Origin of the sequence: Micromonospora fiedleri (genome assembly GCF_016774385.1) — a bacterium.
Classification (GTDB): domain Bacteria; phylum Actinomycetota; class Actinomycetes; order Mycobacteriales; family Micromonosporaceae; genus Micromonospora; species Micromonospora gifhornensis.
The window spans coordinates 95,397-121,856 of the sequence record NZ_JAETXL010000012.1; the positions used below are offsets into that span (position 1 = coordinate 95,397).

Consider the following 26,460-nt stretch of genomic DNA (forward strand, 5'->3'; position numbering starts at 1 on the left):
GGGCGTGTTCGTACCAAGATCTGCCATCGGTTATACCCCTTGGGGGTATATGGTGGGCGAGAGTGGAGGGGTGGGATGGTGCGGGATGAACGCCGCCACGGTGGACACGGGGACGAGCCTGCCGGGCCGCACGGTGGGCACAGCGAGCACGGGGGCGGCGAGCACGGGGGCGGCGAGCGCGGGGGCGGCGAGCACGGTGGGCGGCATGGGGGGCATGGTGGGCGCGGGGGGCATGACAAGCATGCGGGGCACGATCCGGAGGCGTTCCGGCGCAAGTTCTGGCTGAGCCTGGCGCTGACCGTCCCGATCGTGGTCACCAGCCACATGGTGATGGACTGGTTCGGCTACGAACTGGACTTCCCCGGGATCGACCTGGTGGGGCCGGTGCTGGGCACGGTGGTGTTCGCGTACGGCGGCTGGCCCTTTCTCCAAGGGGCGGTGCGCGAGATCCGCGACCGGGCCCCCGGCATGATGCTGCTGATCGCGATGGCGATCTCCGTCGCCTACCTGGCGTCGCTGGCCACCGCGCTCGGCGCGTTCGACCTGGACTTCTGGTGGGAACTGGCGGCGCTGGTCACCATCATGCTGCTCGGCCACTGGCAGGAGATGAAGGCGATCGGCCAGGCGCAGGGTGCCCTGTCGGCGCTTGCCGCGTTGCTGCCCGACGACGCGGAACGGCTCATCCACGACGGTCGGACCGAGCGGGTGTCGGTGGCCGACCTACGCGTGGGCGACACCGTGCTGGTACGGCCCGGCGCACGGGTGCCGGCGGACGGTCAGGTCCTCGACGGCCAGGCCGAGATGGACGAGTCGATGATCACCGGCGAGTCCCGGCCGGTGGCGCGGGCGTCCGGTGATCGGGTGGTGGCCGGCACCGTCGCCACCGACGCATCCCTTCGGGTACGCGTCGACGCGCTCGGCGACGACACCGCGCTCGCCGGCATCCAACGACTGGTGGCGCAGGCACAACAGTCCAGTGGTCGGGCGCAGGTGCTGGCCGACCGTTTCGCCGCCTGGTTGTTCTACATCGCCACCGCCACCGCCCTGGTCACCCTGCTGGTGTGGACCGTGCTCGGCAACCTCGGCGAAGCGGTGGTGCGTACGGTCACCGTGCTGGTCATCGCCTGCCCGCACGCGCTCGGCCTGGCCATCCCCCTGGTGATCGCCCTGTCCACGGCGGTTGCCGCGAAGGGCGGAATCCTGGTCAAGGACCGGCTGGCGTTGGAGCGGATGCGCACCGTCGACACGGTGCTGTTCGACAAGACCGGAACGTTGACCCGAGGCGCGCACACCGTCACCGCCATCGCCGCCACCACCGACCCACCGGCCCGGAACGACACCGGTGCCACCGAGGGCACACCCGGCCAGGCCGACACCGGCGCCGCCGCCGTACCGCGCCGGAACGACACCGGTGACCCACCAGCCCAGGACGACAACGGGCAGGAGACGGCCGGGCAGCGGGAGGTGCTGGCGATCGCGGCGGCGGTGGAGGCCGACAGCGAGCATCCGCTGGCCCGGGCGATCGTGGCAGCCGCCGAGGCGCAGGGGCTCCGGCGGACGGCGACGGGCTTCCAGGCGCTGACCGGTCGGGGCGTACGCGCCGTGGTCGACGGGGTCAGCTACGCCGTGGGCGGGCCGGCGCTGCTGCGGGAGTTCGGCGTCACCGTCCCCGAAGGACTGGCCCGACGGCAGGAGCAGTGGTCCCACCGGGGCGCGGCCGTACTGCACCTGCTGCGCCTGTCCGACGGCCAGACCTCCGACAGCCAGGCACCCGACAGTCAGGCATCCGAGGGCCGGGCATCCGACAGCCGGGCGACGGGCGGGCGGGCGGAGGTGCTCGGTGCGCTTGCCCTGGAGGATGAGGTGCGGCCGGAGGCGCGGCAGGCCATCGCCGACCTGCGCGGGCAGGGCATCCGGAAGATCGTCATGATCACCGGGGATGCTCGTCCGGTCGCCGAGGCCGTCGCCGCCGACCTCGGGTTCCGGGCCGGTGAGGACGAGGTGTTCGCGGAGGTGCTGCCGGCGGACAAGGACGACGCGGTGGTCGACCTGCAACGCCGGGGTCTGCGGGTGGCGATGGTGGGGGACGGGGTCAACGACGCCCCGGCGCTGGCCCGCGCGAACGTCGGCATCGCGATCGGGGCCGGCACCGACGTGGCGATCGAGTCGGCCGGGGTGGTGCTCGCCTCCTCCGACCCGCGTGGGGTGACCGGAGTGATCCGGCTGTCGCGGGCCGCGTACCGGAAGATGGTCCAGAATCTGGCCTGGGCGGCGGGCTACAACGTGGTCGCGCTGCCGCTGGCCGCCGGGGGTCTGGCCTGGGCCGGGGTGGCGCTCAGCCCGGCGGTCGCGGCGGTGTTGATGTCCGCCTCGACGATCGTGGTGGCGCTCAACGCCCAGTTGCTGCGCCGGGTCCGGCTACGCCCACCGGACTGACGCCACGTCGCGGAGCCCGTGCTGCCGCCACCGCAGAGGGAAGATTCGTACAAGACCCGGCCCGGATACGGCGAGCACACTCGACGCCATGGAAACCGGCACCGAGCCCGTACGCTTCGACACCAAGATCGCGGTGCTGCTCCGCGACGACCTGCCGGTCTGGCAGCGGCTGAACATGACGGCGTTCCTGGTCAGCGGCATCTCCCGGGCAGCGCCCGAGGTGATCGGCGAGCCGTACGCCGACGCCGACGACACGCCCTACCTGCCGATGTTCCGGCAGCCGGTGCTGGTCTTCGCCGGGTCGAAGGAGGTGCTGACCACCGCCCACCAGCGTGCCGTCGGGCGGAACCTGCCGCTGGCGGTCTTCACCTCGGACCTGTTCGGCACCGGGAACGACCGGGACAACCGGGCGGCGGTACGCGCGGTCGGCCGCGCCGACCTGGACCTGACCGGCCTGGCGGTGTACGGCCCCCGCAACGGGGTGGACAAGGTCATCAAGGGTGCCCGGATGCACCCGTAGCACAGGAGCGGTACCGGCCGGGCGGGTAACCGAGGATCCGTTTGAAGTGCCGACTCAGGTGTGCCTGGTCGTAGAAGCCGGCCGCGACCGCGACCTCGACGGCGGGCCGACCCTCCCGGAGCAACTGTCGGGCCAGGTCCACCCGACGTGAGATCACGTACTGGTGTGGTCCGAGTCCGTACGCGGTGGAGAAGGCGCGCACCAGATAGGTGGGGTGGGCGTGCAGGGCCCCGGCGGCGTCCCGCAGGCTCAGCCCGGTGACGACGTGTTCGTCGAGCAGTTCGCGCAGCCGACGCGCGATCCGCGTGTCACGCACCGCCGGTGCCTGCGGCGTACGTCGGGTGAGGTGGGCCCGGAGCCGTTCGCGGACGACGGCGAGTTGCACCTCGGCGGCGAACTCGTCACCGGGTGCCGCCACCAGCGCATGCAGCAGGTCGATCCGCCGCCGCAGCGCCGTGTCGTCGAACGAGGGCTGGTCCACGGCGCGGCCCACCAGCCGGTCGCCGAGCTGCTCGGGGTCGAGGTAGAGGACCCGTTTACGGAATCCGCCCGGGGTGGCCGGGCTGCCGTTGTGGGCTACCCCCGGCGGCAGCAGGGTGACCACCTGCCGGAACGCGCCGTGTTCGTGACGGTCGAGGTCGTAGCGGACGATCCCGTCGTCGACCACCAGCAACGTCCAGCTGCCGTGGGTGTGCATGGGGTACGCGTGCTCGGTGAACCGGGCGTGCAGCACCTCGGTTATCCCGCTGACCGGCGGCGACCAGACCCGTATCTGCTGCCCGGTGGACATCAGTCGACGGTAACGCCCGCTCCGGCCGCGGCAGGGTAGGCGCGGGTCTCGGTGGCCTTGACAGCGGCCCAGACCGGTTGGCCCGGAACCAGCTTGAGGTGGGCGGCGGCGGCCGGAGTGACGTCGGCGGCGACCTCGATCGGGCCGGTCAGTTGGATCCGCAGATTGTCGCCGTGCCGCTGAATGCCGGTGATGGTCGCCGGCCAGGTGTTGCGAGGGCTGCCGTCCGGCCGGTGCGGGTACAGCGCCACGGCCGCCGGTGCGAAGGCCACGAAAACCTCCCCGTCGTACCGGTCGCCGATGGTCAGCACGTGCCCGTCGGCGAGCCGCACCTGGTGACCGGTGGCGTGTCCCCGGTAGAGGTTCAGCCCCACCAGGCGGGCCACATAGTCGGTACGGGGTTCGGCCGTGATGGTGGCGGCATCGCCTTCCTGGACCACCCGGCCGTCCTCGATGATCACCAGCCGGTCGGCGAGCACCAGGGCGTCCAACGGATCGTGGGTGACCAGCAGGGTGGCTCCCGGGTGGGCGGCAAGATGCTGGTGCAGCTGGGCTCGGGTGTCGAGTCGGGTACGGGCGTCGAGGGCGGCCAGCGGCTCGTCGAGCAGCAGCAGCGCCGGGTCGACGGCCAGGGCGCGGGCCAGCGCGACCCGTTGGGCCTGCCCACCGGAGAGTTCGCGGGGCTTGCGGCGGGCCTGTTCGGTCAGGCCCATCCGGGCCAGCCAACCGGCCGCCCGCTGCCGGGCGTGCTGCCGGTCCAGGCCGTGCCGACGCGGCCCGAAGGCGACGTTGTCCAGCGCGCTGAGGTGGGGAAAGAGCAGGTAGTCCTGGAAGACCACACCGATCGGTCGCCGTTCGGTGGGCACCCAGGCCCGGTGTCCGGGGCGGTCCAGGTCGCGGCCGGCGAGGGTGAGGTGCCCGGCGTGCAGCGGGTGCAGACCGGCGAGGGCCCGCAGGGCGGTGGTCTTGCCGGCGCCGTTGGGCCCGAGCAGGGCCACCACCTCCCCGGGGGCGATGGTCAGCGGCAGGTCGAGCCGGAAGCCACCCCGGTCGACCACCAGATGCGCGTCCAGCAGCCGGGTCATGGTGCGCTCACCCACCGGTCCCGCAGGCTGGCCAGGATCACCACGGAGACGGTGAGCAGGACGAGGCTCAGCACGATGGCCGCCTCCAGGTCGGTCTCCAGGGCGAGGTAGACGGCCACCGGCATGGTCTGCGTACGGCCGGGATAGTTGCCGGCGAAGGTGATGGTCGCGCCGAACTCGCCGAGCGCACGGGCCCAGCCCAGCACCGCCCCGGCGGCCACCCCGGGCGCAACCATCGGCAGCGTGACGTGCGTGAAGGTGACCCAGCGGCCGGCACCCAGGGTGGCTGCGGCCTCCTCGTACCGGGTGTCGGCACCGCGCAGCGCCCCCTCCACCGCGAGGATCAGGAACGGCATGGCGACGAACGTCTGCGCCAGCACGACCGCGGTGGTGCTGAACGGCACGGTGATCCCGAACGTCTCGTCCAGCCAGGCACCGACGAGTCCACGACGGCCGAAGACCAGCAGCAGCGCCACGCCGCCGACCACGGGTGGCAGCACCAGCGGGACGGTGACCAGGGCGCGCACCAACCGGCGGCCGGGGAACGGCACCCGGGCCAGCAGCCAGGCCAGGGGCACGCCGAGGACCAGGCAGAGCAGGGTGGCGAGGGTGGCGGTCTGCACCGACAGCCGCAACGCGGTGAGTACGCCCGGCTCGGTGAGCCGCTGCGGCAGGGTGGCCCAGGGCGTACGGGCCAGCAACCCGACCAGCGGCAGCAGGAGGAACAGCAGGCCGATCGCGGCGGGCAGCAGCAGTGCGACCGGAACCCGGCGGGGGCGGCTCTCGGGTCGACGCACCGGCTACGGCACCTGGAATCCGGCGGCGGTGAACACCGCGCGACCCGCCTCGGAGCGGAGGTGCTCGACAAAGGCGCGGGCGGCGGCCGGGTTGGCCGCGTCGGTCAACACCACGACCGGGTAGTCGTTGATCGCCCCGGCCGACTCCGGGAACTCGACCCCCTCGACCTCAGCAGCGGCCCGGGCGTCCGTGCGGTAGACCAGGGCGGCGTCGACCTCACCCAGTCGTACCTGGGCCATGGCCGCCTTGACGTCCTGGGTCAGGGTGACCGGGGTCAGGGCGACCCCGGCGGCCTCCAGCGCCGCGCGGGCCGCCGCCCCGCAGGGCACCTGCTCGGCGCAGAGGGCCACCTTCCGGTCCGGCCCGGTGAGATCGCGCAGGCTGGTCACCCCGTCCGGGTTGCCCTTGGGTACGGCGATGACAAGCTGATTGCGTACGAAGGTGACCGGCTCATCAGCGGCGTTGCCGGCCTCGACGACGGTGGCCATGGGGGCCGGCGCGGCGGCGGCGAAGACATCGGCCGGGGCACCCTGGTTGATCTGGGCGGCCAGGGCGGAGCTACCGGCGAAGCTGAAAACCACCTTCACCCCCTGGGCTGCCTCGAAGTCCTCCCCGATCCGGGTGAACGACTCCGTCAGCGAGGCGGCCGCGAACACGGTCAACTCGCCACCGATCCCGTCGCCGGGTGGTTCGGCCCGGTCGTCGGCGCAGCCGGTCACGAGCAGTACCGCGAGCACGCCGACGGCGGCCAGGGTGGTACGCAGCCGGGTGCCGGTCCTTGCGGTGCTGACGACGGTCGCGCTCGGGAGCCGGAGGGTCGGTCGGCGGGCGATCCAGTCCACGAGCGCGGTCACCCCGCTATCTTGACGGGCCCTGTCCGGGGCCTACCCGCCCCACCCGACCTCGGGAGCCATCTCCAGGGGCGTCAAGGGGCAGCGTGGTACCTGCAGGTCAGTCCTCAGTTGGGTTGGGGCGGTTCTCGGCGATCCAGGCCCGGACGGCCTTGCCATCCCAGACGCGGCCCATCTTCAACGTGACGACCGGGTCAGGGAATCCTTTGCGGCCCACGATGATCGTGGCGCGCTGCTTGCTGATCCCGCCTAGCAGATCACGGATCTCATCCAGTCCGAGCAGATCCACGACCTGACGCTATGACCCCTGGGGATTGCCTCTGGGGGAACTGCGTGGGACAACGCCTATGGGGGTTGCCTTCATGCAACTCTTCGTGATGCCATGGGTACGTGACGCGATTCGTCTCGTACGGGGAGTATCTGGCTGGCGTTGCTCTGGCCCTCGGGCGACGGCACCGACCGGCGTGGAACCACATCCTCAAACGGGTGACCTGCCGATGCGGACGGGATCTCCCGTGTCGGGTACAGCACCGGGTGCCGATCAGCCGGGGCCACTGGCCGGGGGAGGCGTCATGACGACGCACAGCCCTGTTCTGCCGGTCTGGACGTGCGCGGGGTGTGGCGCTCCCTGGCCTTGCCGTACCCGTCGTCAGGAGTTGCAAGCCGAGTACGACAAAGCCCCTGTCTCCCTGGCGCTGTACATGGGCTCATGCATGGTGGCTGCCAGCCAGGACATGGGATGGGCGCCAGCGGCGTTGCTGCACCGGAGATTCCTCGGCTGGCTGCCATGACCGCACCCCGCGCCGGTGACCTACTCCTGGTGGGGCCCGAGGCCAGCGTGCAGTTCCTCCGACCGATCTTGTTCCGGGTGATCCGGGTGCTGGACTGGACCACCTACGACGGGTGGGTATGGCTGGACGGTTACCAGCTCGATTCCCGGGGTGATGCGGTGGACCGGCGGTCCATCTTCGTGATGAAGGCCGGACTGCGGACCGCCCCGGCACCCATGGTGGTCGGGCAACCGAGGCGGAAGAAGGTTCCCAGCCGGCGCGCGACGACCTGAGTCGTATCGACGGGCGTGCGAATCACCCTGGACCGGCTTAGAACGCCTCGGACCGTCGATCAACACAGTTGCGGAGTCGCTGGAACTACTGGCTGATCGCGGGCGACCAACTTCACGACGTCGCCCGTTGAGAGGAAACCTATGTTCAGCGCCACCTCGGGTCGGTCCACCCGCCCGGCCGTACTCCTCACCGGGGTTCTTCTCGCCGGCCTGTTCGCCGGCTGCAGCTCCTCCGACGACGACTCGACCACGGCCCCCACCCCGTCGGCCACCACCGCCCCCTCCGCCACCCCGGCAGCGGCGGAGGGCGTGCTGACCGTCCAGGATCCGTGGGTCAAGGCGGCCGACTCGGGGATGACCGGGGCGTTCGTCACCCTGGTCAACAGCACCGACGCCGACGTCACCATCACCGGTGCCACCTCCTCCGTCTCGCCGATGGAGGTGCACGAGATGACCATGCGCGACGGGCAGATGGTCATGCAGGCCAAGGAGGGTGGCGTGGTGGTCAAGGCGCGCAGCGAGTACCGCCTTGAGCCCGGCGGCGACCACCTGATGCTGATGAACCTCGCCCAGCCGGTACGGGCCGGTGACGAGGTCACCCTCACCCTCACCTTCGCCGACGGCCGGACCCAGACGTTCATCGCCGTGGCGAAGCCGTTCACCGGCGCTCAGGAGAGCTACGCCCCCGGTCACGGTGAGCCCTCGCACGCACCGCACGGTGAGCCGTCGCACGCCCCGTCGGCCAGCCACAGCCCGACACCATGACCTCGGCGAAATCGCCGGTGAGCCGGCGCGGTCTGCTCACCGGCGGCGCGTTGGCCGCCGGTGGCACGCTTGTCGGTGCCGTCGCGGTCGCCGCCGACCGCAGCGAGGACACCGCCGCAACGCCCGCGCAGGTGCCGGTGGCGACCGTCGGCGAGGCGATTGAGCCGTTCCACGGCGTACGCCAGTCCGGTGTCGCCACCGAACCGCAGGCGCACGCGGCGTTCGTCGCCTTCACCCTGCGTCCCGGCACCGACCGCGCCGCGCTCGGCCGGATGATGCGCCTGCTCTCCGACGACGCCGCCCGCCTCACCCAGGGGCGGCCGGCGCTCGCCGACACCGAACCGGAGCTGGGCCTGCTGCCGGCCCGGCTGACCGTCACGTTCGGCTTCGGTCCCGGCCTGTTCGCCGCAGCCGGCCTCGACGAGCGCCGGCCACCGTCGGTGGTCGACCTGCCGTCGTTCTCGATCGACCGGTTGCAGCCGCGCTGGTCCGGCGGGGACCTGCTGGTGCAGATCTGTGCCGACGACCCGATCACGGTCGCCCACGCCCAGCGGGTCCTGGTCAAGGACAGCCGGCCCTTCGCCACCGTGCGGTGGGTGCAGCAGGGCTTCCGGCGAGCCGCCGGGGCGGAGCCGGGCCGGACCCAGCGCAACCTCTTCGGCCAACTCGACGGCACCGCCAACCCCAAGCCGGGTGGGCCGCTGGAGACGGCCGTGTGGATCCCCGACGGGCCGGACTGGCTGCGCGACGGCACCACGCTGGTTCTCCGGCGGATCAGCATGAACCTGGAGACCTGGGACCTGCTCGGCCGCACCGACCGGGAGTTCAGTGTCGGCCGGCGGTTGGACACCGGTGCCCCGCTGACCGGCGCGGCCGAACACGACGAGCCGGACTTCGCCGCTGTCGGCCCGGACGGGCTGACCGTGATTCCGGACTTCTCCCACCTGACCCGGGCCCACGTCAGCGACGACCGGTTCCGGATCCTGCGCCGTCCCTACAACTACGACGGGGTGCCGGCGGCAGACGGCACCGCCGACAGCGGGTTGATCTTCGCCTCGTACCAGGCCGACATCGCCCGACAGTTCCTGCCCATCCAGCAGCGGCTCGCCGAGCGGGACCTGCTCAACGAATGGACCACTCCGATCGGCTCCGCCGTCTTCGCCATTCCGCCCGGTTGTCCCGAGGGCGGCTGGGTCGGCCAGCAGCTGCTCGGCTGAGGAGGAGAATCGTCATCATGCGCACCCGACTCCGCCACCTGTCCGCCCTGGGCCTGGCCGCCGCCCTGCTGGCCGCCACCGCTCTGCTGGCCGCGCCGGCTTCCCCGGCCTACGCGCACAACGTGCTGCGTAAGGCGACGCCGGCGCAGGACGCCGAGCTGACCAAGGCACCGACCAAGGTCACCCTGGACTTCCTCCAGAAGCTGAACCCGTCGTTCACCACGGTCACGCTCAGCGATGCCGACAAGCAGCCGGTGGCCACCAGCGAGCCGGAGGTGGACGGCACGAAGGCCACCGTGACCATCGACTCGACCCTGCCCAACGGCGTCTACACGGTGGCGTACCGGGTGGTCTCCAACGACGGGCACCCGGTGCAGGGCTCCTACAAGTTCACCGTGGCCGACCCGAGCGCCACCGCCGAGCCGAGCCCCAGCCCGAGCCCCAGCCCGGAGGCGACCGAGCCGACGGAGAGCCCCAGCCCGACCGCCGAGCAGACCTCGGTCGCGCCCGCCAGCCCCGCCGCGAGCGACTCCTCCGGTGGCGGTGCGGGTACGGCCGCGCTGCTGACCGGCGCCGCCGTACTGGCCGCCCTGGCGATCGGCGCGGTGGTCGTCCTGCTGCGCCGCCGCCGCTCCGGTGACAGCGCGGCGTAGTGCGCACACCGGCGTGACCGGTGCCAGCACACCGAGCGTGCCGCGCACCGATCAGCCGGCCAGCCCGTCGGCGCGGCGTCGGAACAGCGCCCGTTCGCCGTCGTTGCGGGTGAGTTCGGCGGCCCGGAGGAACTCGTCGCGGGCCGGTCCGGCGTGGCCCAGCCGGGCCAGCAGTTCGCCGCGCACCGCCGGCAGTTGCGGGTAGTCACGCAGGGACCGTTCCTGCGCCAACTCGTCGACAAGTGACAGGCCCCGCTTCGGATCACCCGCCAGACCCACCGCGGCGGCCCGGTTGAGCAGTACCACCGGGGTCGGCTGGAGGTGGGCGAGGACCTCGTACAGGGCCACGATGCGGGGCCAGTCGGTCTGCTCGGCGCGGGTCGCCCGGGCATGGCAGGCCGCGATCGCGGCCTGGAGGGTGTAGCTGCCGATGCCCAGCGCCTCGGCGCAGGCCAGCCCGTCCAGTCCGCGCCGGATCAGCAGCCGGTCCCACGACCGGCGGTCCTGGTCGAGCAGGGGCACCGGCTGGCCGGCGGCGTCGACCCGGGCGCGCAGCCGGGAAGCCTGGAGTTCCATCAGGGCCAGCAGGCCGTGCACCTCGGGCTCGGCGGGAAGCAGCCCGGCGAGCAGCCGCCCCAGCCGCAGCGCTTCGTGGCACAGCTCCGGACGCGCCCAGTCCGGGCCGCTGGTCGCCGCGTACCCCTCGTTGAAGATCAGGTAGATGACCTCCAGCACCGCCGCGAGCCGCTCCGGCAGCTCGGCGCGGGTGGGCAGTTCGAACTGCACGTTCGCCGCGGCCAGGGTCCGTTTCGCCCGGACGATGCGTTGGGCGGCGGTGGATTCGGGGATCAGGAACGCCCGGGCGATCTCCGTGGTGGTCAGGCCGCCGAGCAGCCGCAACGTCAACGCGACCTTGGTCTCGCCGGAGAGCACCGGATGGGCGGCGGTGAAGACCAGCCGCAGCAGGTCGTCGCCGATGTGGTCGTCCAACTCGGCGTCCCGCTCGGCCTCCGCGTACTCCTGCCGGATCTGTACGTCCCGGGTGATCAGGGCGAGCTTGCGCGCGTACCGTTCCTGGCGGCGCAGCCGGTCGATGGCCCGATGCTTGGCGGTGGCCAGCAGCCAGGGTCCGGGATTCTCCGGCACCCCGGTCTGCGGCCAGCGTTCCAGGGCCACGACCAGCGCGTCCTGGGCCAACTCCTCGGCCAGCCCGACGTCGGAGACGAGCCGGGCCAGGCGGGCGATCAGCCGGGCCGACTCGATCCGCCAGACCGCCTCGACCGCCCGGTGGGTGGCTCGCCTCGCATCGTCGATGGCGGAATCGGTAGCCGTCACGGTACCGATTCCACCATCCCGTCAGGCTGCCGGCGGGAAGTCCTCCGGCCCGAACACCTTGCGCACCTCGGTCTCACCCGACCAGCCGGGCCACATGTCCCGGTGCAGCTTCATGAACCGCGACGTCCACTCCACTGCCTCCTCCCGATCGCGTACCTCGTAGACCGCGTAGCTGATGATCTCCTTGGCCTCGGTGAACGGCCCGTCGGTGACGGCCAGCTTCCCGCCCGAGACGTCGACCCGCCAGCCGGCTGCGCTCGGCAGCAGCCCGCCCTGGTCGAGGAGGACGCCGGCGCTGGTGGCCTCCTCGCCGAGCTTCATGATCGCTGCCATCAGCTCCGGTGGGGCCGGGGTGTCGGGCTGGATGGCCTTGAGCAGTGCCAGGTACCGCATGTCGATCTCCTCTTTGACGGACTTCAGTGGGTCGTGCTGCTGCGGTGGTGCCACATCGTCGACGACAGCCAGGCCCAGGCCAGCAGCATGGCGGCGGTGAACGCCAGGTTCGCGGCGACGTGCCCGCCGCCGGCGGCCATCGCGACGAACCCGGCCAGGAACAACACCCCGGTGGTACGCGAGAAGGCCGCCCAACCGCGCCGCCGGTCAGCGGTGAAGCGGCGAGCCAGGCCGAAGCAGGCGGCGGCCAGGCAGCTGAAGCCGATCGCTCCCGCCCCGAAGTGCAACAGTCCGTGCCAGCTCATGGTGGCGGCGTCAGCCGGTGTGCCGACGGGGAAACCGAGGGCCGGATCGGCGCGGAAGATCCCTGCGGCGATCATGCTGAGGCCGTAGCCGGCCAGGAGCCGGGGCGGCCAGGTGCTGCCGATGCCGGGTCGCAGTATCCGCCGCAGGCCGAGCGCACCCGCGATCACGAGCAGGCCGGTGATGATCAGGTTGGTCATCTGGATCCAGCCCAGGTCACCGTTGGCGAGCAGGCTCCAGGCATGCCGGGTGAGATCGAACCCCTCCCGGGTCAGCGCCTGGGTCAGCGACACCACCACGTAGCCGGGGCCGGCGAGCAGGCCGAGCATCAGCAGCAGCCGTGCCCTCGGGTCGGCTCCTGGAAGGTGTCGCGGGCCCGTCCCGGTGACGGATTCGCGGGGTGCTGCGGTCGCCTGTCCGGTGCTGACCGGGTTGCTGGTGCGGGACATCTCCCGGCTCCCTTCGCTGTCCGGGGCGCGCCGTTCGGCCCCGCTACCAGGAAGCTCGAACGGGAAGACCGGGATTCGACACCACGGCCCAACTTTTCTCGAGAATTTTCTCGGCGGGAGTCAGGCGCCGCGTGGGGCGTACATGATGACGGCCACGCCGAGCAGGCAGATCGCCGCTCCGGTCAGGTCCCATCGGTCCGGGCGGAAGCCGTCGAAGATCATCCCCCAGGCCAGCGAACCGGCGACGAAAACCCCGCCGTACGCGGCCAGGATGCGCCCGAAGTTGGGATCCGGCTGAAAGGTGGCGACGAACCCGTACGCGCCGAGCGCGAGCACCCCGGCAGCCACGAACCACAACCCGCGATGCTCACGCCAGCCCTGCCACACCAGCCACGCCCCACCGATCTCGGCGATGGCGGCCAGCACGAACAGCACGACGGAACGCAGCACGGTCACCCGCGCACCCTACTGCGCGTCGCCCGGGCGGCGATGAGTTGCCGGAGCTATTCTCGTCCCCCGTTGAGGAGGTGGTGACCGTGCCGCCCGAGCAGCCACCCGTCGATCCGGACGTCGACCTCCACGTTGCCCGCCAGCGTGCCGAGTTGCGCGGCGGCACCGCCAGCCTGCTGGCGGCGATCGCCCTCGGCGGCATGATCGGTGCCGTCCTGCGGCACGGCTTGACAGTGGCGTTTCCACACTCCCCCACCGGCTTTCCGTGGGCCACCTTCGCGGTAAACGTCTCGGGCTGCCTGCTCATCGGCGTACTGATGGTGTTGATCACCGAGGTGCGGGCCGCGCCTCGACTGGTCCGACCCTTCCTCGGCGTCGGGGTGCTCGGCGGATACACCACCTTCTCCACGTACGCGGTGGAGGTGCAGCAGGCGGTGGCGGCCGGCGCGGCACGCACCGCGCTGCTGTACCTGGCCGGCACCCTGGTCGCCGCGCTCACCGCCGTCCGGGTCGGCCTCACGCTCACCCGGCTGGCGACCGGCATGCGACGCCTGCGGAGTACGGGGTGACAGTGCTGCTCGTGGCGCTCGGCGCGGCCGTCGGCGCACCGCTGCGCTACCTGCTCGACCGGGCGGTGCAGGCCCGGCACGACTCGGCGTTCCCGTGGGGCACCCTCACCGTCAACGTGCTGGGCTCGTTGATCCTCGGGGTGCTGATCGGTGGCGCGGGAGCCGGTGCGGTGCCCGGTTCCCTGGTCGCCCTGCTCGGTACCGGCCTGTGCGGGGCGCTGACCACCTACTCGACCTTCGGTTACGAGACGATCCGCCTCGTCGAGACGGGCGCCCGCCGGTACGCCCTGGCCAACGCCGTGGTCAGTGTCGCCGCCGCGCTCGGTGCCGCGTTCCTCGGCGTCACCCTGGCCGAGGCGCTCTGGGCCTGACCGCCTGGTTTGCCCCGGCCGGAGGCGGGTAGACGGCGGCCCGCTGAGCTGGGCGAGGAGGCTCCGGTGCGGGGTGAGCTGGCCGTGGACCCTCAGTCGCCGCTGCCCGACCTGCTGCACCGGCTCGACGCGAGCGAACACGGGCTGACCACCGACCAGGCCCGCCAACGGCTCGCCGAGTACGGCCGCAACGAGCTGCGCCGAACCAGCAGACGACGTTGGTGGCGGGAACTCGGGCGGCAGCTGATCCATCCCCTCGCCCTGCTGTTGTGGGTGGCCGCGATCCTCGCCTGGGTGGCCGGTACCGCCGTGCTGGGCGCGGCGATCCTCGCGGTCATCGCGGTCAACGCGGTGTTCGCCTCGGTGCAGGAACGGCAGGCCGAGCGGGCGGTCGAGGCACTGACCCGGTACCTCCCCCAGCAGGCGCGGGCCTTGCGGGACGGCAACTGGCAGGAGGTTCCCGCCGGGGAACTGGTTCCTGGTGACGTCATCGCCATCGGCGAGGGAGATCGGATCAGCGCCGACGCCCGGCTGCTCGACGGCGGTGTCGAGGTCGACCTGTCCGCCCTGACCGGCGAGTCGCAGCCCGCCTACCGCAGCGCCGACGCGACAGGTCCGGCCGAGAGCCTGACCGAGGCCGGCAACCTGGTGTTCAGCGGTACGTCCTGCCTGTCGGACGAGGCACGCGGGATGATCTACGCGACCGGGATGCGTACCGAGCTGGGCCGGATCGCCGCTCTGTCCCAGCGGGTCGGTCGGGAGGAGAGCCCGCTCGAACGGCAGGTACGTCGGGTGGCCTGGCTGATCGCAGCGGTGGCGATCGGTGCCGGTGTGGTCTTCTTCCCGATCGGGGTGCTGGCCGCCGGTATGCCGATCTCCGACGCGTTCACCTTCGCGATCGGGTTGCTGGTCGCAAACGTGCCCGAGGGGCTGCTGCCCACCATCACGTTGGCGCTGGCCGTCGGCGTACGCGGACTCGCCCGGCTGGGTGCGGTGGTCAAGCGGCTCAGCGCCGTGGAGACCCTCGGCTCCACCACCGTCATCTGCACTGACAAGACCGGCACCATCACCGAGAACCGGATGCGGGTGACCGCCGTACGCGCCGCCGACGAGTTGCTGGACCCGCTGCCCGACCCGGTGCCGTCGCCCGGTCCCGCGCTGTCCGCTCTGGCCGCCACGGCAGCCGCCTGCAACAACGCCGAACTGCGCCCGGACGCCGACGTGGGCGACCCGACCGAGACCGCGCTGCTGCACTTCGCCGCGAAGATCCAGCAGCCGGCCGGCAGTAGGCGGCAGAGCCAGTTCCACTTCGACCCGAGACTGCGGCTGATGTCCACCGTCGACACCGTCGGGACGGATCTGTGGCTGCACACCAAGGGTGCGCCGGAGGAGGTGCTGCGCCGCTGCACCCGGATCATCGGTGCCGACGGCGACGACCGGCCACTGACCGAGCAGGCGCGGGCCGAGCTGGCCGAAGCGGTGACCGGGCAGGCTCGGCAGGGCCGCCGCGTCCTCGCCCTGGCACGACGCCGGTTGACCGGGCCGCCCGGGGATCGGGACACGACCGAGCGGGAGCTGACCTTCCTCGGCTTCGTCGCCATGGTGGATCCACCCCGGGCGGCGGTGCCGGACGCGGTGGCCAAGTGCCACACCGCGGGTATCCGGATCATCATGGTCACCGGCGACCACGGGTTGACCGCGACCGCCGTGGCCCGGCAGGTCGGGATCACCCGGGGCGATCCGACCGTGCTGACCGGCGCGGATCTCGACCGGATGACTCCCCAGGCGCTGCGGGACCTGCTCGCCGAGCAACGCGAAGTGATCTTCGCCCGGGTGTCGCCCGAGGCCAAGCTGCACATCGCCGAGGCACTGCGCGCCGACGGCCAGATCGTGGCGATGACCGGCGACGGGGTCAACGACGCGCCGGCCCTGCGCCGAGCCGACATCGGTGTGGCGATGGGACGTTCCGGAACGGACGTGACCCGGGAAGCCGCGACGATGGTGCTCACCGACGACAACTTCGCCACCATCGTGGCCGCCGTCGGGGCCGGTCGCCGGGTCTACGCCAACGTTCGCAAGTTCATCCTCTACATCCTCGCCCACACCACGCCCGAGGTCGTTCCGTTCCTGATCTTCGCGCTCTCCGCCGGGGCGGTGCCGCTGCCGTTGACCGTGCTCCAGATCCTCGCCATCGACCTGGGCACGGAGACGCTGCCCGCCCTGGCGCTGGGTCGGGAGCCGGCCGAGCCGGGATTGATGAACCGCCCGCCCCGACGGCGTACCGAACGGGTCATCGACCGGCGGATGCTGCTGCGGGCCTGGGCGTTCCTCGGGCTCGTCTCCGCCGTACTGGTGATGGCAGGCTTCTTCGCCGTCCTGCTCGCCGGCGGCTGGACCCCGGGCGCGCCGACCGGGCCGGGTACCGCGCTGCACGAGACCTATCTCCAGGCCACCACGATGACCTTCCTCGGCATCGTGGCCTGTCAGATCGGCACCGCGTTCGCGGCCCGTACCGAACGCGCCCCGTTGCGGGCCGTCGGTGTGCTCTCCAACCGCCTGCTGCTGTGGGGCATCGCCTTCGAACTCGCCGTCGCCGCCGTCATCGTGGCCCTGCCGCCGTTGCCGGAGGTCTTCGGTACGCGGCCACCACCGGCACCGGCCCTGGCGCTGCTACTGGTCTTCCCCGTCGTCGTGTGGGGGGCCGACGAACTGCGGCGCAGGTTGATCCGGGGGCGGACGCACCCGGCGGTGGGCTAGTCGACGGGGTAGGCAATCGTGGTGGCGAGTGCCACCGCACCGGGCCGGCGGGTGTCCTGCCGCAGGAACTGCGCCACCACCGGCACCGGGGAGCGGAGCACACAGCCGTACGGGCGGTCGAGGCGGACGGCCTCCGGGTCGATCAGGTCGTTGACCCGTACGTGCCGGATCCGCCGCGCGCCGACGACCAGCCGGTACGGCCCGACCGGCTCGGTGTCCTCGTAGTAGAAGTCCAGCCGCAGGTCCGCCTCGGCGTCGCCGGTGTTGAGCACGCACAACTGGTCGAAGCTGGTGTACTCGGGCTCCGGGCCGGTGCCGCCGAACGGGATGCGACCGCCCGGCACCACCCACACCCGCGCCCCGAGCTGCGTCATCAGGTCTCCTCCAGCAGCCGGGCCAGATCGGGGGTGAGGAACACGCCGTCCGGGTCGAGGCGACGACGTACCGCCTGGAAGTCGTCCCACCGGGGCAGCAGCGGGCGCAGGTCCCGCGCGGTCATCCAGTGCTTCTTGCCCCAGTGTGGCCGGCCACCGTAGTGCCGGAAGACCGATTCCATGTCCCGGAAGTAGTCCTCGTACGGCAGGGTGGTGTTCTGCAGGCAGGCGATGGTGGTGGTGGGACGGCCGTACGCGTTGCTCAGCCAGATGTCGTCGGCGGCGATCGTACGGACCAGCACCCGCCAGCCCACGTAGCGGCGGTGCCGGGTCAGGATGCATCGCCGGACCTCGGCGAAGCAGGCCGGGAACGCCTCCGAGGGCAGCATGTACTCGATCTCCTCGAAGCGCAGTTCCCGGTTCTGCGGGATGGTCTGGTAGGTCGGCCCCACGTCGACCTCCCGCAGCTGACCCTCCGGGCCGGCCTCCAACATCTGCCGCGTCGCCCACCGCTGATCGTCCGGCGCCTCGTCGGCCCGGTTCATGGTCCGGACCTGGGTAAGGTCGCTGCGCGGATACCAGTAGAAGTCCATGTTGCGGTTGGTGTGCTGCAACTCGGCCAGGTGGTCCAGGGTCCAGTCGACCGGCGCGCACCAGGCCCGTCGGTGCAACTCGTAGCGGGACTGCACGTCGAGCGTCAACTGGGTGACCACACCCAGCGCGCCCAGCGACAGCCGGGCGGCGGGCAGCAGGTCGGGGTTGGACTTCGCCGAGATGTCGAGCGTCTCGCCGGTGCCGGTGACCAGCCGGACCTCGGTCACCTGGGTGGACAGGTTGCCGAAGCCGAGACCGGTGCCGTGGGTGCCGGTCGCGGTGGCACCGGCGATCGACTGGTAGTCGACGTCGCCGAGGTTGTCCATCGCCAGCCCGGCCTCGTAGAGACCCTCGCCGAGCGCCTTGAGCCGGGTACCGCCCCGGACGGTGGCCCGCTCGCCGGCCTGGTCGACCACCCCCACCATCTCGTCCAGGCTGAGCAGGATGCCGTCGGTACGCACCAGCGGGCTCGACGAGTGTCCGGAACCCACCGGCCGCACGGTGCGGCCCGACTCACGGGCGCGCAGGATCACCTCGCGCACCTCGTCCTCGTCGGCCGGTTCGACGCGCTCGGCGGGGGTGAAGGAGAGGCTGCCGGACCAGTTCACGAACGGACGGGACACCTCACCTCTCCCTTCACCTACGCGCGCAGGCGCTTACCCCGCACCTCGCGGGGTAGTCGTAGAGGCACCTACGTCCCCACCGGAGCTGCGATGACCTATCCCCCCATCGACTCGTACGCCTTTCTCTCCGACACCCACACCGCCGCGCTGGTCGCCGCCGACGGCGCGGTCGAATGGTTCTGCGTGCCGCACTTCGCCGGTGACGCGGTCTTCGCCCGCCTGCTGGACCGCAACCGCGGCGGTGTCCTCGAACTGACCGTGGCCGGCTGCGCCGAGCCGACCCGGCGATATCTGCCGGACACCCTCGTGCTGGAGAGTCGCTGGTCGACCCCGCAGGGGTCGGCGGTGGTGCAGGACTTCCTGGCGGTGGCGCCCGGCGAGGGCGCCCAGCCGCTGCGCGCCGACAAGGTGCTGGTGCGCCGGGTGACCGTCGAGCACGGCACGATCCAGCTGGCCATGCGGGTGGCGCCCCGGGTCGGGTACGGCGCCCGCGACGTCGCCTGGGAGCGGGTGGGCCGCCGCTGGCGGGCCGTCGGCACCGATCTGTGGGTCGGCGGTGACCTGCCCGCCGAGGCGGCCGGCGGGGAACTGCGGATCGAGGCGGAGCTGTCCGCCGGTACGACTGTGGCGTTGCTGGTCGGCTACGACGACGATGCCACCGACGTCGCCGACCCGGACGAGTTGCTGGCGCGTACCTCCCGGACCTGGCAGGCGTGGTCGGCGCGCAGTGACTACACCGGCTTCGGCTCCGACGCCGTCCGGCACAGTGCGCTGGTGCTGCGGGGGCTCTCCTTCGACGAGACCGGGGCACTGATCGCCGCGCCCACCACCAGCCTGCCGGAGGAGATCGGCGGGGTCCGCAACTGGGACTACCGGTACGCCTGGCATCGGGACGCCGCACTGCTGCTGCTCGCCCTGTTCCGGCTCGGGCACGCCGAGGAGGGCCAGCGGTACCTGCACTTCCTGATCTCCGTCTGCACCGGTGATCTGCTCACCCCGCTCGTCGACATTCTCGGCAGCACCGCGGAGGAGCAGGAGCTGCCCCACCTGGAGGGGTACGCCGGCTCCCGGCCGGTGCGGATCGGCAACGAGGCCGCCGAACAGGTGCAGTTCGACACGTACGGTCACATTCTGGACGCCGCGCTGGTGTACCAGCAGCTCACCGGCGACCTGACCGGCGAGCAGTGGGCGTTGCTGCGCAAGCACGTCGACGTGATGGCCGACCGCTGGCACGAACCCGATCACGGCATCTGGGAAGTACGCGGCCCGCGCCGGCACTACGTCAACGCGAAGGTGATGACCTGGGTCTGCCTGGACCGGGGCATCCGTCTGGCCGAATTGCTCGACGACCGGACCGCCGACGTGCAGCGGTGGCGCACGGCCCGCGACGCGGTGCACGCCGAGGTCCTGGAACGCGGTTTCAACCCGCAGGTCGGCAGCTTCGTGATGACGTACGGGTCGACCGAGCTGGACGCCTCGTTGCTGCGGATTCCGCTTGTCGGTTTCCTGCCCGGCGACGACCCCCGGATGCTCGCCACCATCGACCGGGTACGGCAGGAGTTGGAGATCGGCCCTGCGCTGCTGCGGCGTTACCGGGCCGACGACGGGCTGCCCGGGGAGGAGGGCGCCTTCCTGCTCTGCTCGTTCGAGCTGGTCTCGGCGCTGGTCCTGGCCGGTCAGCGGGACGCGGCTCGCAAGCTCTTCGACCAGCTCAGCGCGTACGCCGGCCCGCTGGGCCTGTACGCCGAGCAGCTCGCCGCCGACGGCACCGCCCTGGGCAACTACCCGCAGGCGTTCACGCATCTCGCCCTGATCGAGGCGGCGCTCAACCTCGACGCGGCGGGCGACCGGGACGCGCTGCACGAGTGGGCCGACCGAGGTGGCCGCTGACCAGGCACCGGGCCGCCCCGCCGGGAACCACGCCGACCTGACGAGCGACTATCGGTACATGGGGTGCGAGCAGTGGCGGGAGATTCTGTCGGCACAGTTGGACGGTGAGGCGACGCCGGACGAGGAGCGTGCGGCCGACGGACACCTGGAGACCTGCACGGCCTGCCAGGGCTGGTACAGCCGGGCCGCCACCGTGACCCGGCGGGCGCGTACCCAGGTGGTGCCCGCGCTGCCGGATCTGACCGAGGCCATACTCAGCGCCGCGCCGCCGCCTCGCCGCCGTGCCCGTACGCCGATCGCCGCCCTGCGGCGTCAGCGCTGGTTCGCCGCACTCGCCGGACGGATCACCACGGTCACCGCGTTGCGGGCCGCACTCGGCCTGCTCGGCGCGGTGCAGCTGGTCCTCGGACTGGCCCAGGTCGGCCGGGCCGAGGTGGCCCAGCACGTGCACGCCAACGGTCAACACCTGTGGCACGAGTCCGCCGCCTGGAACGTGGCCGTCGGGGCGGGCTTCCTCTTCGTCGCACTGCGCCGAACCCGACCCTCCGGCCTGCTGCCGATGCTCAGCGCCTTCGTGGCGACGCTCGTCCTATTGTCGATCAACGACCTCGTCGCCTCCCAGGTCGCCGTGGAACGCCTGGTCAGCCACGGCTTCCTGGTGGTCGGCTATCTGATCACCGTGCTCCTGGCGCGCAGCATGCGGCAACCAGGCGACCCGAACGACCGGCAGCGCCCGGAGCGGTCCCGCTGGCGACTCCGCCTCGACGAGACCGACGAGCCCGCCACCCTCCGCCTCCTGCCGCCCTACTCAGCCCAGGCCCACTACCCGACCCAGGCCCACCACGCCCCCCAGCAAGCCTCCCGCCACGCCGCCTGACCAGCCCGCCCACGGGGACCGAGTCGGTCGAGACCCGCCGGCACATCGGTCGCCGAACGTGCGCCCGCTTCGCTCGCAAGCTGCTCGCGCCGCTGCCAGACACTTCACCCGACGCCCTTTGCTCTGCTTCAACCCACGCAACGGATCCAAGCGGATGTTGTTGCGTGGGTTGAAGCAGAGCAAAGGGGCCACGACACATACCTGCTCCCCGGCTGAGGACCGTGCGGTGCGGTGCGGGAAGTGTGGCAGCGGCCGGCAGGCGGCGGCTCAGCCGACGGCGTCGGGGCGGGCGCCGCGCCGGCGGGTGGCCGGGCGCATGGCCACGACCAGGTCTTCCCGGGCCCGCGCCACCCGCGACCGGATGGTGCCGACCGGCACGTCGCACACCTGCGCGGCTTCGGCGTACGACAGTCCGAGCAGTTGGGTGGCGACGAACGCCTCCCGGCGGTCGGAGGTGAGGCCGTCGAGCATTCGGTAGAGCACCACCTCGTCGTCCACTCCGGCCCGTACCCCGGCCGAGGTCGCCTCGGCGGCGGCCTGCCAGTCGGCGAGGTTGGCGGTGCGGGGGCGGGCGGCGGCGGCCCGCACCTGGTCGACGGCGACCCGGCGGGCGATGGCGAGCAGCCAGGTCCGTGCCGTGGACCGGCCGGCGAACGACGGCAGGGCGCGCCAGGCCCGCAGGTACGTCTCCTGGACCAGGTCGTCGACGTCGCGCACCCCGGGCAGGTGCGCCAGAAACCGGTGTACGTCGTGTTGCGTGGCGCGGACGAACGCCGCGGCGGCGGCTTGGTCGCCCCGGCCCGCGGCGAACGCGTACCCGGTTATCTCGTCGGTCGCGGCTGTCATCGCCGTATTGGTCGCTCGACGCGGCGGGTTGGTTCCCGGCCGTTCGACATTGACGCAGTCGATTGGGCGGAGCAGCCGTACACTGCGACGATGAGGCGCGTGACGTGAGTGGGCAGGCCCTACCGTACGGACATCTGTGCTGGGCCTACGACGATCCCGACGGCTTCACCACCCGGGCGGAGGACTTCCTGCGCTCCGGCCTCGCTGCCGGCGAGCGCGTCTGGTACGTCGTCGCCGGCTCGCCCGGACCGGTCCGGGACCGGTGGCGTGATCTGGATCTGTTCGCCGACGCGTTGTCCTCCGGTGCCGCCGAGGTGCTCACCCTCGACGCGGCCTACTCCGGCGGGCAGGTGATCGACCCGGCCGGCCAGGTGTCGGCGTACCAGATGGCCATCCGGGCGGCGCTCGCCGCCGGGTACAGCGGCCTGCGGGTGGCCGCGGCCTGCACGGATCTGGTCCGTACGCCCGCTCAGCGGGCGGTGTTCGCCCGCTACGAGCAGCAGATCAACCGGATGATGCGGGGCGAGGCGTTCCGGGCCATGTGCGGGTACCACCGGCCGACGTTGGGTGATCGGGCGGTCGCCGAGCTGGCCTGCCTGCACCCGGAGCACAACGTCACCGACCTGCTGTTCCGGTTGTACGCGCCGACAGCCCACCCGGGTCATGCCGTGCTCGTCGGGGAACTCGACCCGGCCAACCATGATCTGTTCCGCACCGCGCTGGAACATTCCGAGCTGCGGCCGGTCGACGATGAGTTGATACTGGATGCAAGTGGGCTTCGCTTTCTCGATCACCGTACGCTGGTCCACCTGAGTGAGTACGCCCAGCAACGGGAGGCGAGGCTGGTGTTGCGCGGCTGCTCCGCCGGCACCGTCCGGCTCGCCGCCCTGCTGGATCTGCCCGGCCTGAGTGTGGAGGTGACCCGGTGAGGACGGGTCCCGCCGCCGCCGAACCCGGTTACTTCCACGAGGCCCTGTACTACGCCTCCGACGAGGAGCTGCTCGCGGTCGCGGTGCCGTTCCTGCTCGACGGGGTCACGGCCGGCGAACCGACCTTCGTGGCGCTCGGCGAGCGCACCGGCGGCCTGGTCCGCTCGGCGTTGCCGGCCGACAGCGGGGTGGAGTTCCTCACCGGTGCCGGGGTGTACGCCCGACCGACCTCGGCCATCCGGATGTACCGCAAACTCCTCGCCGACCTGACGGCCGGCGGCGCGGATCAGATCCGGATCATCGGCGAGGTGCCGCCGCCCTCACTCGGGTCGACCTGGGACTGGTGGGCCCGGTACGAAGCGGCGATCAACCGCGCGTACGACGACTGGCCGTTGTGGAGCATGTGTGCGTACGACACCCGGATCACGCCGGCCGACGTGCTGGCCGATGTCGCCGCCACCCACCCGCACATCGCCACCGCCGGGCAGCGGCATCTGCCCAGCCCGGACTACCTCGCCCCGGAGTCCTTCCTGCGGCAGAACCGGCCGGCGCCGCCCGACCCGATCCAGGCGTACCCGCCGTTGCTCGAACTGACCGACCCGACCGCCGCGCAGGCCCGCTCGGCGGTGCACCAGGCCGGTCCGGGGCAGCTGTCGGCGGAGGATTTCGACGACTTCGTCATCGCGGTCAGCGAAACCGTGACCAACGGGCTTCGGCACGGCTCTCCTCCCGTCCGGCTGCGCCTGTGGACGGCACCGGACCGCATCGTGGCCACCGTCAGCGACACCGGCAAGGGGCCGGACGACCCCTACGCGGGTCTGCTGCCCCCCGCCGACGGCAGGCCGGGTGGGTTGGGCCTGTGGATCACCTACCAGTCGTGCAACCACGTCACCTACCACCGTGACGCCGACGGCTTCACCCTCCGGCTCACCGCTGGTCAGCCACCTGGCCTGACCGCCGTTGCACAGAGCGAACCGCCGGGCGGCGAGCGCCGGCCCGGCGGTTCGGGGGATCCGCAGCTCAGCTCCGGAACGCGTCCTTGATCTTCTCGCCGGCCTGCTTGATGTTGGCGCGGGTCTGATCGGCGCGGCCCTCGGCCTCCAACTGCTCGTTGTCGGTGGCCCGGCCGACACCCTCCTTGACCTTGCCGGTGGTGTTCTCGGCGCTGTTGTTGAACTTGTCCTCGACACCCATGTCAGCCTCCGTGGCTCGTTTCGGTAGCTACGTCCATCAAGTACCCAGCCGAGCCCCGGCGAATCACCGAGTCAGGTAACCGGACGAAACCGTCGTAGCCGCAGACTGTTGGCCACCACGAAGACCGACGAGAAGGCCATCGCCGCTCCGGCGATCATCGGGTTGAGCAGGCCGGCGGCGGCCAGCGGCAGCGCCGCCACGTTGTACGCGAAGGCCCAGAACAGGTTGCCCTTGATGGTGCCCAGGGTGCGACGGGCGAGCCGGATGGCGTCCACGGCGGCCAGCAGGTCGTCCCGGACCAGGGTCAGGTCGGACGCCTCGATCGCCGCGTCCGTGCCGGTGCCCATGGCCAGTCCGAGGTCGGCCTGGGCGAGCGCTGCCGCGTCGTTGACGCCGTCACCGACCATCGCCACCACCCGGCCCTCGGCCTGGAGCCGGGAGACCACGTCGACCTTCTCCGCCGGCAGTACCTCCGCGATCACCTCGTCGATGCCCACCTCGGCGGCCACCGCCGCGGCGACGGTGGCGTTGTCGCCGGTGAGCAGCACCGGGGTCAGGCCGAGATCCCGCAGTCGACGTACCGCCTCCCGGCTGGTCGGTTTGACCTGGTCGGCCACCGCGAGCACGGCACGGGCCCGGCCCGCCCAACCGACAAGCACCGCCGTACGGCCCGCCGCCTGCGCGTCGGTCGCCGCCCGCGCCAGATCGTCCGGTACGACCAGTCCGCGCTCACGCAACAGCCGAGGCCGGCCGAGCAGCACGTCACGACCGTCGACGGTGCCGCTGACGCCCAGCCCGGCGACGTTCGCGAAGCCGGTGACCGGCGGCAACTCGCCGACCTCGGCGGCACCGGCCACCACCGCCCGGGCCACCGGGTGCTCCGAGCCGGCCTCCAACGCAGCGGCCATCCGGAGGGTCTCGTCGCGCCGCTCGCCCGCGCCCGGGATCACCTCCAGCAGGGTCATCCGGCCGGTGGTGACGGTGCCGGTCTTGTCCAGCACCACGGTGTCCACCCGCCTGGTGGACTCCAGCATCTCCGGCCCCTTGATCAGCACGCCGAGTTGCGCGCCGCGCCCCGTACCGACCAGCAGCGCGGTCGGCGTGGCCAGGCCGAGGGCGCACGGGCAGGCGATGATCAGCACCGCCACCGCGGCGGTGAACGCGGCGGTCGGCCCGGCGCCGGAGCCCAGCCACCAGCCCAGCGTGCCGGCCGCCAGCAGCAGCACGATCGGTACGAAGATCCCGGAGATGCGGTCGGCGAGCCGCTGGGCGGCGGCCTTACCGGACTGCGCCTGCTCGACCAGTCGGGCCATCTGGGCCAGTTGGGTGTCGGCACCGACCCGGGTGGCGGTGACCACCAGCCGGCCGCCAGCGTTGACGCACCCGCCGACCACCGCGTCACCCACCCCGACCTCGACCGGCACCGACTCACCGGTGACCAGGCTGGCGTCGACCGCCGAGGAGCCCTCGTCCACCGTCCCGTCGGTGGCGATCTTCTCGCCGGGCCGCACCACGAACCGGTCCCCCACCGCGAGTTGCTCGACCGGGATGCGGGTCTCCACGCCGTTGCGGAGCACGGAGACGTCCTTGGCACCGAGTTCGAGCAGGGCACGTAGGGCCGCCCCGGCGGTGCGCTTGGACCGGGCCTCGAAGTACCGGCCGGCGAGGATGAACGCGGTCACCCCGGCCGCCGCCTCCAGGTAGATGTTGCCGGCGCCGTCGGTGCGGCCGATGTCGAAGCTGAACGGGTGGGTCATGCCGGGCGTGCCGGCGGTGCCGAGGAACAGCGCCCACACCGACCAGCCGAAGGCGGCCAGGGTGCCCACCGAGACCAGGGTGTCCATGGTCGCGGCCCCGTGCCGCAGGTTCACCAGGGCGGCCCGGTGGAACGGCAGCCCGCCGTAGACCACGACCGGGGCGGCCAGCACCAGCGACAGCCACTGCCAGTAGGTGAACTGCCAGGCCGGCACCATGGCCAACGCGATCACCGGCACGGTCAGCGCCACGGATACCCACAGTCGGGTCCGCAGGCTGCGCAACTCGTCCACCGGCTCGTCGGTGGTCGCCGGTGCGGTGGCCGGCGCGGGCAGGCTGGCCCGGTAGCCGGTCTGCTCCACCGTGGCGATCAGGTCGTCCGGGGTGACCGGCGCGTCGTAGGAGATGGTCGCCTTCTCGGTGGCGTAGTTGACACTGGCCTGCACGCCGTCCAGCCGGTTCAACTTCTTCTCGATGCGCGCGGCGCAGGACGCACAGGTCATCCCGCTGATCGACAGTTCGATCCGGCCGGTCGCGGTGGGCAGCGGTCTGCTGGTGTTCATCGCTGGTCCC

The 26,460-nt window shown here is 72.0% G+C and carries 27 protein-coding genes; 13 read left to right on the forward strand and 14 right to left on the reverse strand.

Going from position 1 to position 26,460, the window contains the following annotated elements; all coding sequences use genetic code 11:
- Positions 1 to 75 precede the first annotated feature (75 nt).
- Positions 76 to 2,436, forward strand: coding sequence for an HAD-IC family P-type ATPase (locus tag JMF97_RS27190; protein ID WP_238360240.1), 2,361 nt, complete (start codon positions 76 to 78; stop codon positions 2,434 to 2,436).
- 88 nt (positions 2,437 to 2,524) lie between these two features.
- Entirely contained in the window at positions 2,525 to 2,956 is a 432-nt protein-coding gene (locus JMF97_RS27195; RefSeq protein ID WP_203224113.1) for a DUF2000 domain-containing protein, read from the forward strand.
- Here the strand turns inward: JMF97_RS27195 and JMF97_RS27200 are convergent.
- The 5 genes from JMF97_RS27200 to JMF97_RS27220 all read right to left on the reverse strand — a co-directional run bounded on the left by JMF97_RS27200 (position 2,931) and on the right by JMF97_RS27220 (position 6,769).
- Positions 2,931 to 3,746, reverse strand: coding sequence for a helix-turn-helix transcriptional regulator (locus tag JMF97_RS27200; protein ID WP_203224114.1), 816 nt, complete (start codon positions 3,744 to 3,746; stop codon positions 2,931 to 2,933). The two genes, JMF97_RS27195 and JMF97_RS27200, sit on opposite strands and share 26 nt — an antisense overlap.
- Positions 3,746 to 4,831 carry an ABC transporter ATP-binding protein gene (locus JMF97_RS27205; RefSeq protein WP_203224167.1) on the reverse strand — a complete coding sequence of 362 codons (1,086 nt, stop codon included), beginning with the start codon at positions 4,829 to 4,831 and terminating at the stop codon, positions 3,746 to 3,748. The genes JMF97_RS27200 and JMF97_RS27205 overlap by 1 nt, the downstream gene beginning before the upstream one ends.
- Positions 4,828 to 5,628 carry an ABC transporter permease gene (locus JMF97_RS27210; RefSeq protein WP_203224115.1) on the reverse strand — a complete coding sequence of 267 codons (801 nt, stop codon included), beginning with the start codon at positions 5,626 to 5,628 and terminating at the stop codon, positions 4,828 to 4,830. The genes JMF97_RS27205 and JMF97_RS27210 overlap by 4 nt, the downstream gene beginning before the upstream one ends.
- A gap of 3 nt (positions 5,629 to 5,631) precedes the next feature.
- Positions 5,632 to 6,393 carry a molybdate ABC transporter substrate-binding protein gene (modA, locus tag JMF97_RS27215; protein ID WP_438803780.1) on the reverse strand — a complete coding sequence of 254 codons (762 nt, stop codon included), beginning with the start codon at positions 6,391 to 6,393 and terminating at the stop codon, positions 5,632 to 5,634.
- A 187-nt stretch (positions 6,394 to 6,580) separates the two neighbouring features.
- The gene (locus tag JMF97_RS27220) at positions 6,581 to 6,769 is read right to left on the reverse strand and encodes a hypothetical protein (RefSeq protein ID WP_203224117.1); all 189 of its coding nucleotides are present in this window, start codon (positions 6,767 to 6,769) and stop codon (positions 6,581 to 6,583) included.
- Positions 6,770 to 7,267: 498 nt separating this feature from the next.
- On the opposite strand from JMF97_RS27220, the gene JMF97_RS27225 reads away from it, so the two are divergent.
- The 4 genes from JMF97_RS27225 (at position 7,268) to JMF97_RS27240 (ending at position 10,178) form a co-directional block, all read left to right on the forward strand.
- Positions 7,268 to 7,543 (forward strand): hypothetical protein, encoded by a 276-nt coding sequence (locus JMF97_RS27225; protein ID WP_203224118.1) that lies wholly within the window; start codon positions 7,268 to 7,270, stop codon positions 7,541 to 7,543.
- Positions 7,544 to 7,684: 141 nt separating this feature from the next.
- The gene (locus JMF97_RS27230) at positions 7,685 to 8,308 is read left to right on the forward strand and encodes a copper chaperone PCu(A)C (RefSeq protein WP_203224119.1); all 624 of its coding nucleotides are present in this window, start codon (positions 7,685 to 7,687) and stop codon (positions 8,306 to 8,308) included.
- Positions 8,305 to 9,525: a Dyp-type peroxidase gene (locus JMF97_RS27235; protein WP_203224120.1), complete on the forward strand. Its 1,221-nt coding sequence runs from the start codon at positions 8,305 to 8,307 to the stop codon at positions 9,523 to 9,525. Before JMF97_RS27230 ends, JMF97_RS27235 begins: the two co-directional genes overlap by 4 nt.
- A 17-nt stretch (positions 9,526 to 9,542) precedes the next feature.
- Positions 9,543 to 10,178, forward strand: a complete 636-nt coding sequence (locus JMF97_RS27240) for a copper resistance CopC family protein (protein WP_203224121.1) — start codon at positions 9,543 to 9,545, stop codon at positions 10,176 to 10,178.
- A 51-nt stretch (positions 10,179 to 10,229) separates the two neighbouring features.
- Here the strand turns inward: JMF97_RS27240 and JMF97_RS27245 are convergent, their stop codons facing one another.
- The 4 genes from JMF97_RS27245 to JMF97_RS27260 all read right to left on the reverse strand — a co-directional run bounded on the left by JMF97_RS27245 (position 10,230) and on the right by JMF97_RS27260 (position 13,114).
- Positions 10,230 to 11,513, reverse strand: a complete 1,284-nt coding sequence (locus tag JMF97_RS27245) for an RNA polymerase sigma factor (protein ID WP_203224122.1) — start codon at positions 11,511 to 11,513, stop codon at positions 10,230 to 10,232.
- 21 nt (positions 11,514 to 11,534) lie between these two features.
- Positions 11,535 to 11,906: a YciI family protein gene (locus tag JMF97_RS27250; RefSeq protein ID WP_043722716.1), complete on the reverse strand. Its 372-nt coding sequence runs from the start codon at positions 11,904 to 11,906 to the stop codon at positions 11,535 to 11,537.
- 23 nt (positions 11,907 to 11,929) lie between these two features.
- Complete coding sequence (locus JMF97_RS27255; protein ID WP_238360241.1) at positions 11,930 to 12,658, reverse strand: DUF998 domain-containing protein; 729 nt, start codon at positions 12,656 to 12,658, stop codon at positions 11,930 to 11,932.
- A 120-nt stretch (positions 12,659 to 12,778) separates the two neighbouring features.
- Positions 12,779 to 13,114 carry a YnfA family protein gene (locus JMF97_RS27260; RefSeq protein WP_203224123.1) on the reverse strand — a complete coding sequence of 112 codons (336 nt, stop codon included), beginning with the start codon at positions 13,112 to 13,114 and terminating at the stop codon, positions 12,779 to 12,781.
- A gap of 74 nt (positions 13,115 to 13,188) precedes the next feature.
- On the opposite strand from JMF97_RS27260, the gene crcB (JMF97_RS27265) reads away from it, so the two are divergent.
- From crcB (JMF97_RS27265) to JMF97_RS27275, 3 genes are all read left to right on the forward strand, one after another.
- On the forward strand, positions 13,189 to 13,677 hold the full coding sequence (crcB, locus tag JMF97_RS27265) for a fluoride efflux transporter CrcB (protein ID WP_203224124.1): 489 nt from the start codon (positions 13,189 to 13,191) through the stop codon (positions 13,675 to 13,677).
- Entirely contained in the window at positions 13,674 to 14,048 is a 375-nt protein-coding gene (gene crcB / locus JMF97_RS27270; protein WP_203224125.1) for a fluoride efflux transporter CrcB, read from the forward strand. Before crcB (JMF97_RS27265) ends, crcB (JMF97_RS27270) begins: the two co-directional genes overlap by 4 nt.
- A 66-nt stretch (positions 14,049 to 14,114) precedes the next feature.
- Positions 14,115 to 16,805 (forward strand): cation-translocating P-type ATPase, encoded by a 2,691-nt coding sequence (locus JMF97_RS27275; protein ID WP_203224126.1) that lies wholly within the window; start codon positions 14,115 to 14,117, stop codon positions 16,803 to 16,805.
- Here JMF97_RS27275 and JMF97_RS27280 read toward each other — a convergent pair.
- Positions 16,802 to 17,179, reverse strand: a complete 378-nt coding sequence (locus tag JMF97_RS27280) for a sensory rhodopsin transducer (RefSeq protein WP_203224127.1) — start codon at positions 17,177 to 17,179, stop codon at positions 16,802 to 16,804. The genes JMF97_RS27275 and JMF97_RS27280 overlap by 4 nt on opposite strands.
- Positions 17,179 to 18,396: a D-arabinono-1,4-lactone oxidase gene (locus JMF97_RS32100; protein WP_203224128.1), complete on the reverse strand. Its 1,218-nt coding sequence runs from the start codon at positions 18,394 to 18,396 to the stop codon at positions 17,179 to 17,181. The genes JMF97_RS27280 and JMF97_RS32100 overlap by 1 nt, the downstream gene beginning before the upstream one ends.
- A gap of 90 nt (positions 18,397 to 18,486) precedes the next feature.
- Here JMF97_RS32100 and JMF97_RS27290 point away from each other — a divergent pair, with 90 nt between their 5' ends.
- Positions 18,487 to 20,286 carry a glycoside hydrolase family 15 protein gene (locus JMF97_RS27290; protein WP_203224129.1) on the forward strand — a complete coding sequence of 600 codons (1,800 nt, stop codon included), beginning with the start codon at positions 18,487 to 18,489 and terminating at the stop codon, positions 20,284 to 20,286.
- 58 nt (positions 20,287 to 20,344) lie between these two features.
- Entirely contained in the window at positions 20,345 to 21,163 is an 819-nt protein-coding gene (locus JMF97_RS27295) for a zf-HC2 domain-containing protein (RefSeq protein WP_203224130.1), read from the forward strand.
- 267 nt (positions 21,164 to 21,430) lie between these two features.
- Here JMF97_RS27295 and JMF97_RS27300 read toward each other — a convergent pair whose 3' ends face one another.
- Positions 21,431 to 22,009, reverse strand: a complete 579-nt coding sequence (locus JMF97_RS27300; RefSeq protein WP_203224131.1) for a sigma-70 family RNA polymerase sigma factor — start codon at positions 22,007 to 22,009, stop codon at positions 21,431 to 21,433.
- A 104-nt stretch (positions 22,010 to 22,113) separates the two neighbouring features.
- Between JMF97_RS27300 and JMF97_RS27305 the strand changes: the two genes are divergently transcribed.
- Positions 22,114 to 22,938, forward strand: a complete 825-nt coding sequence (locus JMF97_RS27305; protein WP_203224132.1) for an MEDS domain-containing protein — start codon at positions 22,114 to 22,116, stop codon at positions 22,936 to 22,938.
- Complete coding sequence (locus JMF97_RS27310) at positions 22,935 to 23,981, forward strand: anti-sigma factor RsbA family regulatory protein (protein WP_203224133.1); 1,047 nt, start codon at positions 22,935 to 22,937, stop codon at positions 23,979 to 23,981. Before JMF97_RS27305 ends, JMF97_RS27310 begins: the two co-directional genes overlap by 4 nt.
- On the opposite strand, the gene JMF97_RS27315 is transcribed toward JMF97_RS27310, so the two are convergent.
- Positions 23,959 to 24,132, reverse strand: coding sequence for a CsbD family protein (locus JMF97_RS27315; protein WP_013731152.1), 174 nt, complete (start codon positions 24,130 to 24,132; stop codon positions 23,959 to 23,961). The two genes, JMF97_RS27310 and JMF97_RS27315, sit on opposite strands and share 23 nt — an antisense overlap.
- Before the next feature lie 71 nt (positions 24,133 to 24,203).
- Complete coding sequence (locus JMF97_RS27320) at positions 24,204 to 26,450, reverse strand: heavy metal translocating P-type ATPase (protein WP_203224134.1); 2,247 nt, start codon at positions 26,448 to 26,450, stop codon at positions 24,204 to 24,206.
- Between the last annotated feature and the right edge of the window lie 10 nt (positions 26,451 to 26,460).

What these genes read in the sequence shown, in the direction of transcription:
- JMF97_RS27250 (WP_043722716.1), bottom strand. Translation starts at nt 11,906, where the DNA reads ATGCGGTACCTGGCACTGCTCAAGGCCATCCAGCCCGACACCCCGGCC.
- JMF97_RS27320 (WP_203224134.1), bottom strand. Translation starts at nt 26,450, where the DNA reads ATGAACACCAGCAGACCGCTGCCCACCGCGACCGGCCGGATCGAACTG.
- JMF97_RS27315 (WP_013731152.1), bottom strand. Translation starts at nt 24,132, where the DNA reads ATGGGTGTCGAGGACAAGTTCAACAACAGCGCCGAGAACACCACCGGC.
- JMF97_RS27300 (WP_203224131.1), bottom strand. Translation starts at nt 22,009, where the DNA reads ATGACAGCCGCGACCGACGAGATAACCGGGTACGCGTTCGCCGCGGGC.
- JMF97_RS27225 (WP_203224118.1), top strand. Translation starts at nt 7,268, where the DNA reads ATGACCGCACCCCGCGCCGGTGACCTACTCCTGGTGGGGCCCGAGGCC.
- JMF97_RS27255 (WP_238360241.1), bottom strand. Translation starts at nt 12,658, where the DNA reads ATGTCCCGCACCAGCAACCCGGTCAGCACCGGACAGGCGACCGCAGCA.
- JMF97_RS27295 (WP_203224130.1), top strand. Translation starts at nt 20,345, where the DNA reads ATGGGGTGCGAGCAGTGGCGGGAGATTCTGTCGGCACAGTTGGACGGT.
- JMF97_RS27230 (WP_203224119.1), top strand. Translation starts at nt 7,685, where the DNA reads ATGTTCAGCGCCACCTCGGGTCGGTCCACCCGCCCGGCCGTACTCCTC.
- JMF97_RS27205 (WP_203224167.1), bottom strand. Translation starts at nt 4,831, where the DNA reads ATGACCCGGCTGCTGGACGCGCATCTGGTGGTCGACCGGGGTGGCTTC.
- JMF97_RS27280 (WP_203224127.1), bottom strand. Translation starts at nt 17,179, where the DNA reads ATGACGCAGCTCGGGGCGCGGGTGTGGGTGGTGCCGGGCGGTCGCATC.
- JMF97_RS27200 (WP_203224114.1), bottom strand. Translation starts at nt 3,746, where the DNA reads ATGTCCACCGGGCAGCAGATACGGGTCTGGTCGCCGCCGGTCAGCGGG.
- JMF97_RS27195 (WP_203224113.1), top strand. Translation starts at nt 2,525, where the DNA reads ATGGAAACCGGCACCGAGCCCGTACGCTTCGACACCAAGATCGCGGTG.
- JMF97_RS27240 (WP_203224121.1), top strand. Translation starts at nt 9,543, where the DNA reads ATGCGCACCCGACTCCGCCACCTGTCCGCCCTGGGCCTGGCCGCCGCC.
- JMF97_RS27290 (WP_203224129.1), top strand. Translation starts at nt 18,487, where the DNA reads ATGACCTATCCCCCCATCGACTCGTACGCCTTTCTCTCCGACACCCAC.
- JMF97_RS27190 (WP_238360240.1), top strand. Translation starts at nt 76, where the DNA reads ATGGTGCGGGATGAACGCCGCCACGGTGGACACGGGGACGAGCCTGCC.
- JMF97_RS27235 (WP_203224120.1), top strand. Translation starts at nt 8,305, where the DNA reads ATGACCTCGGCGAAATCGCCGGTGAGCCGGCGCGGTCTGCTCACCGGC.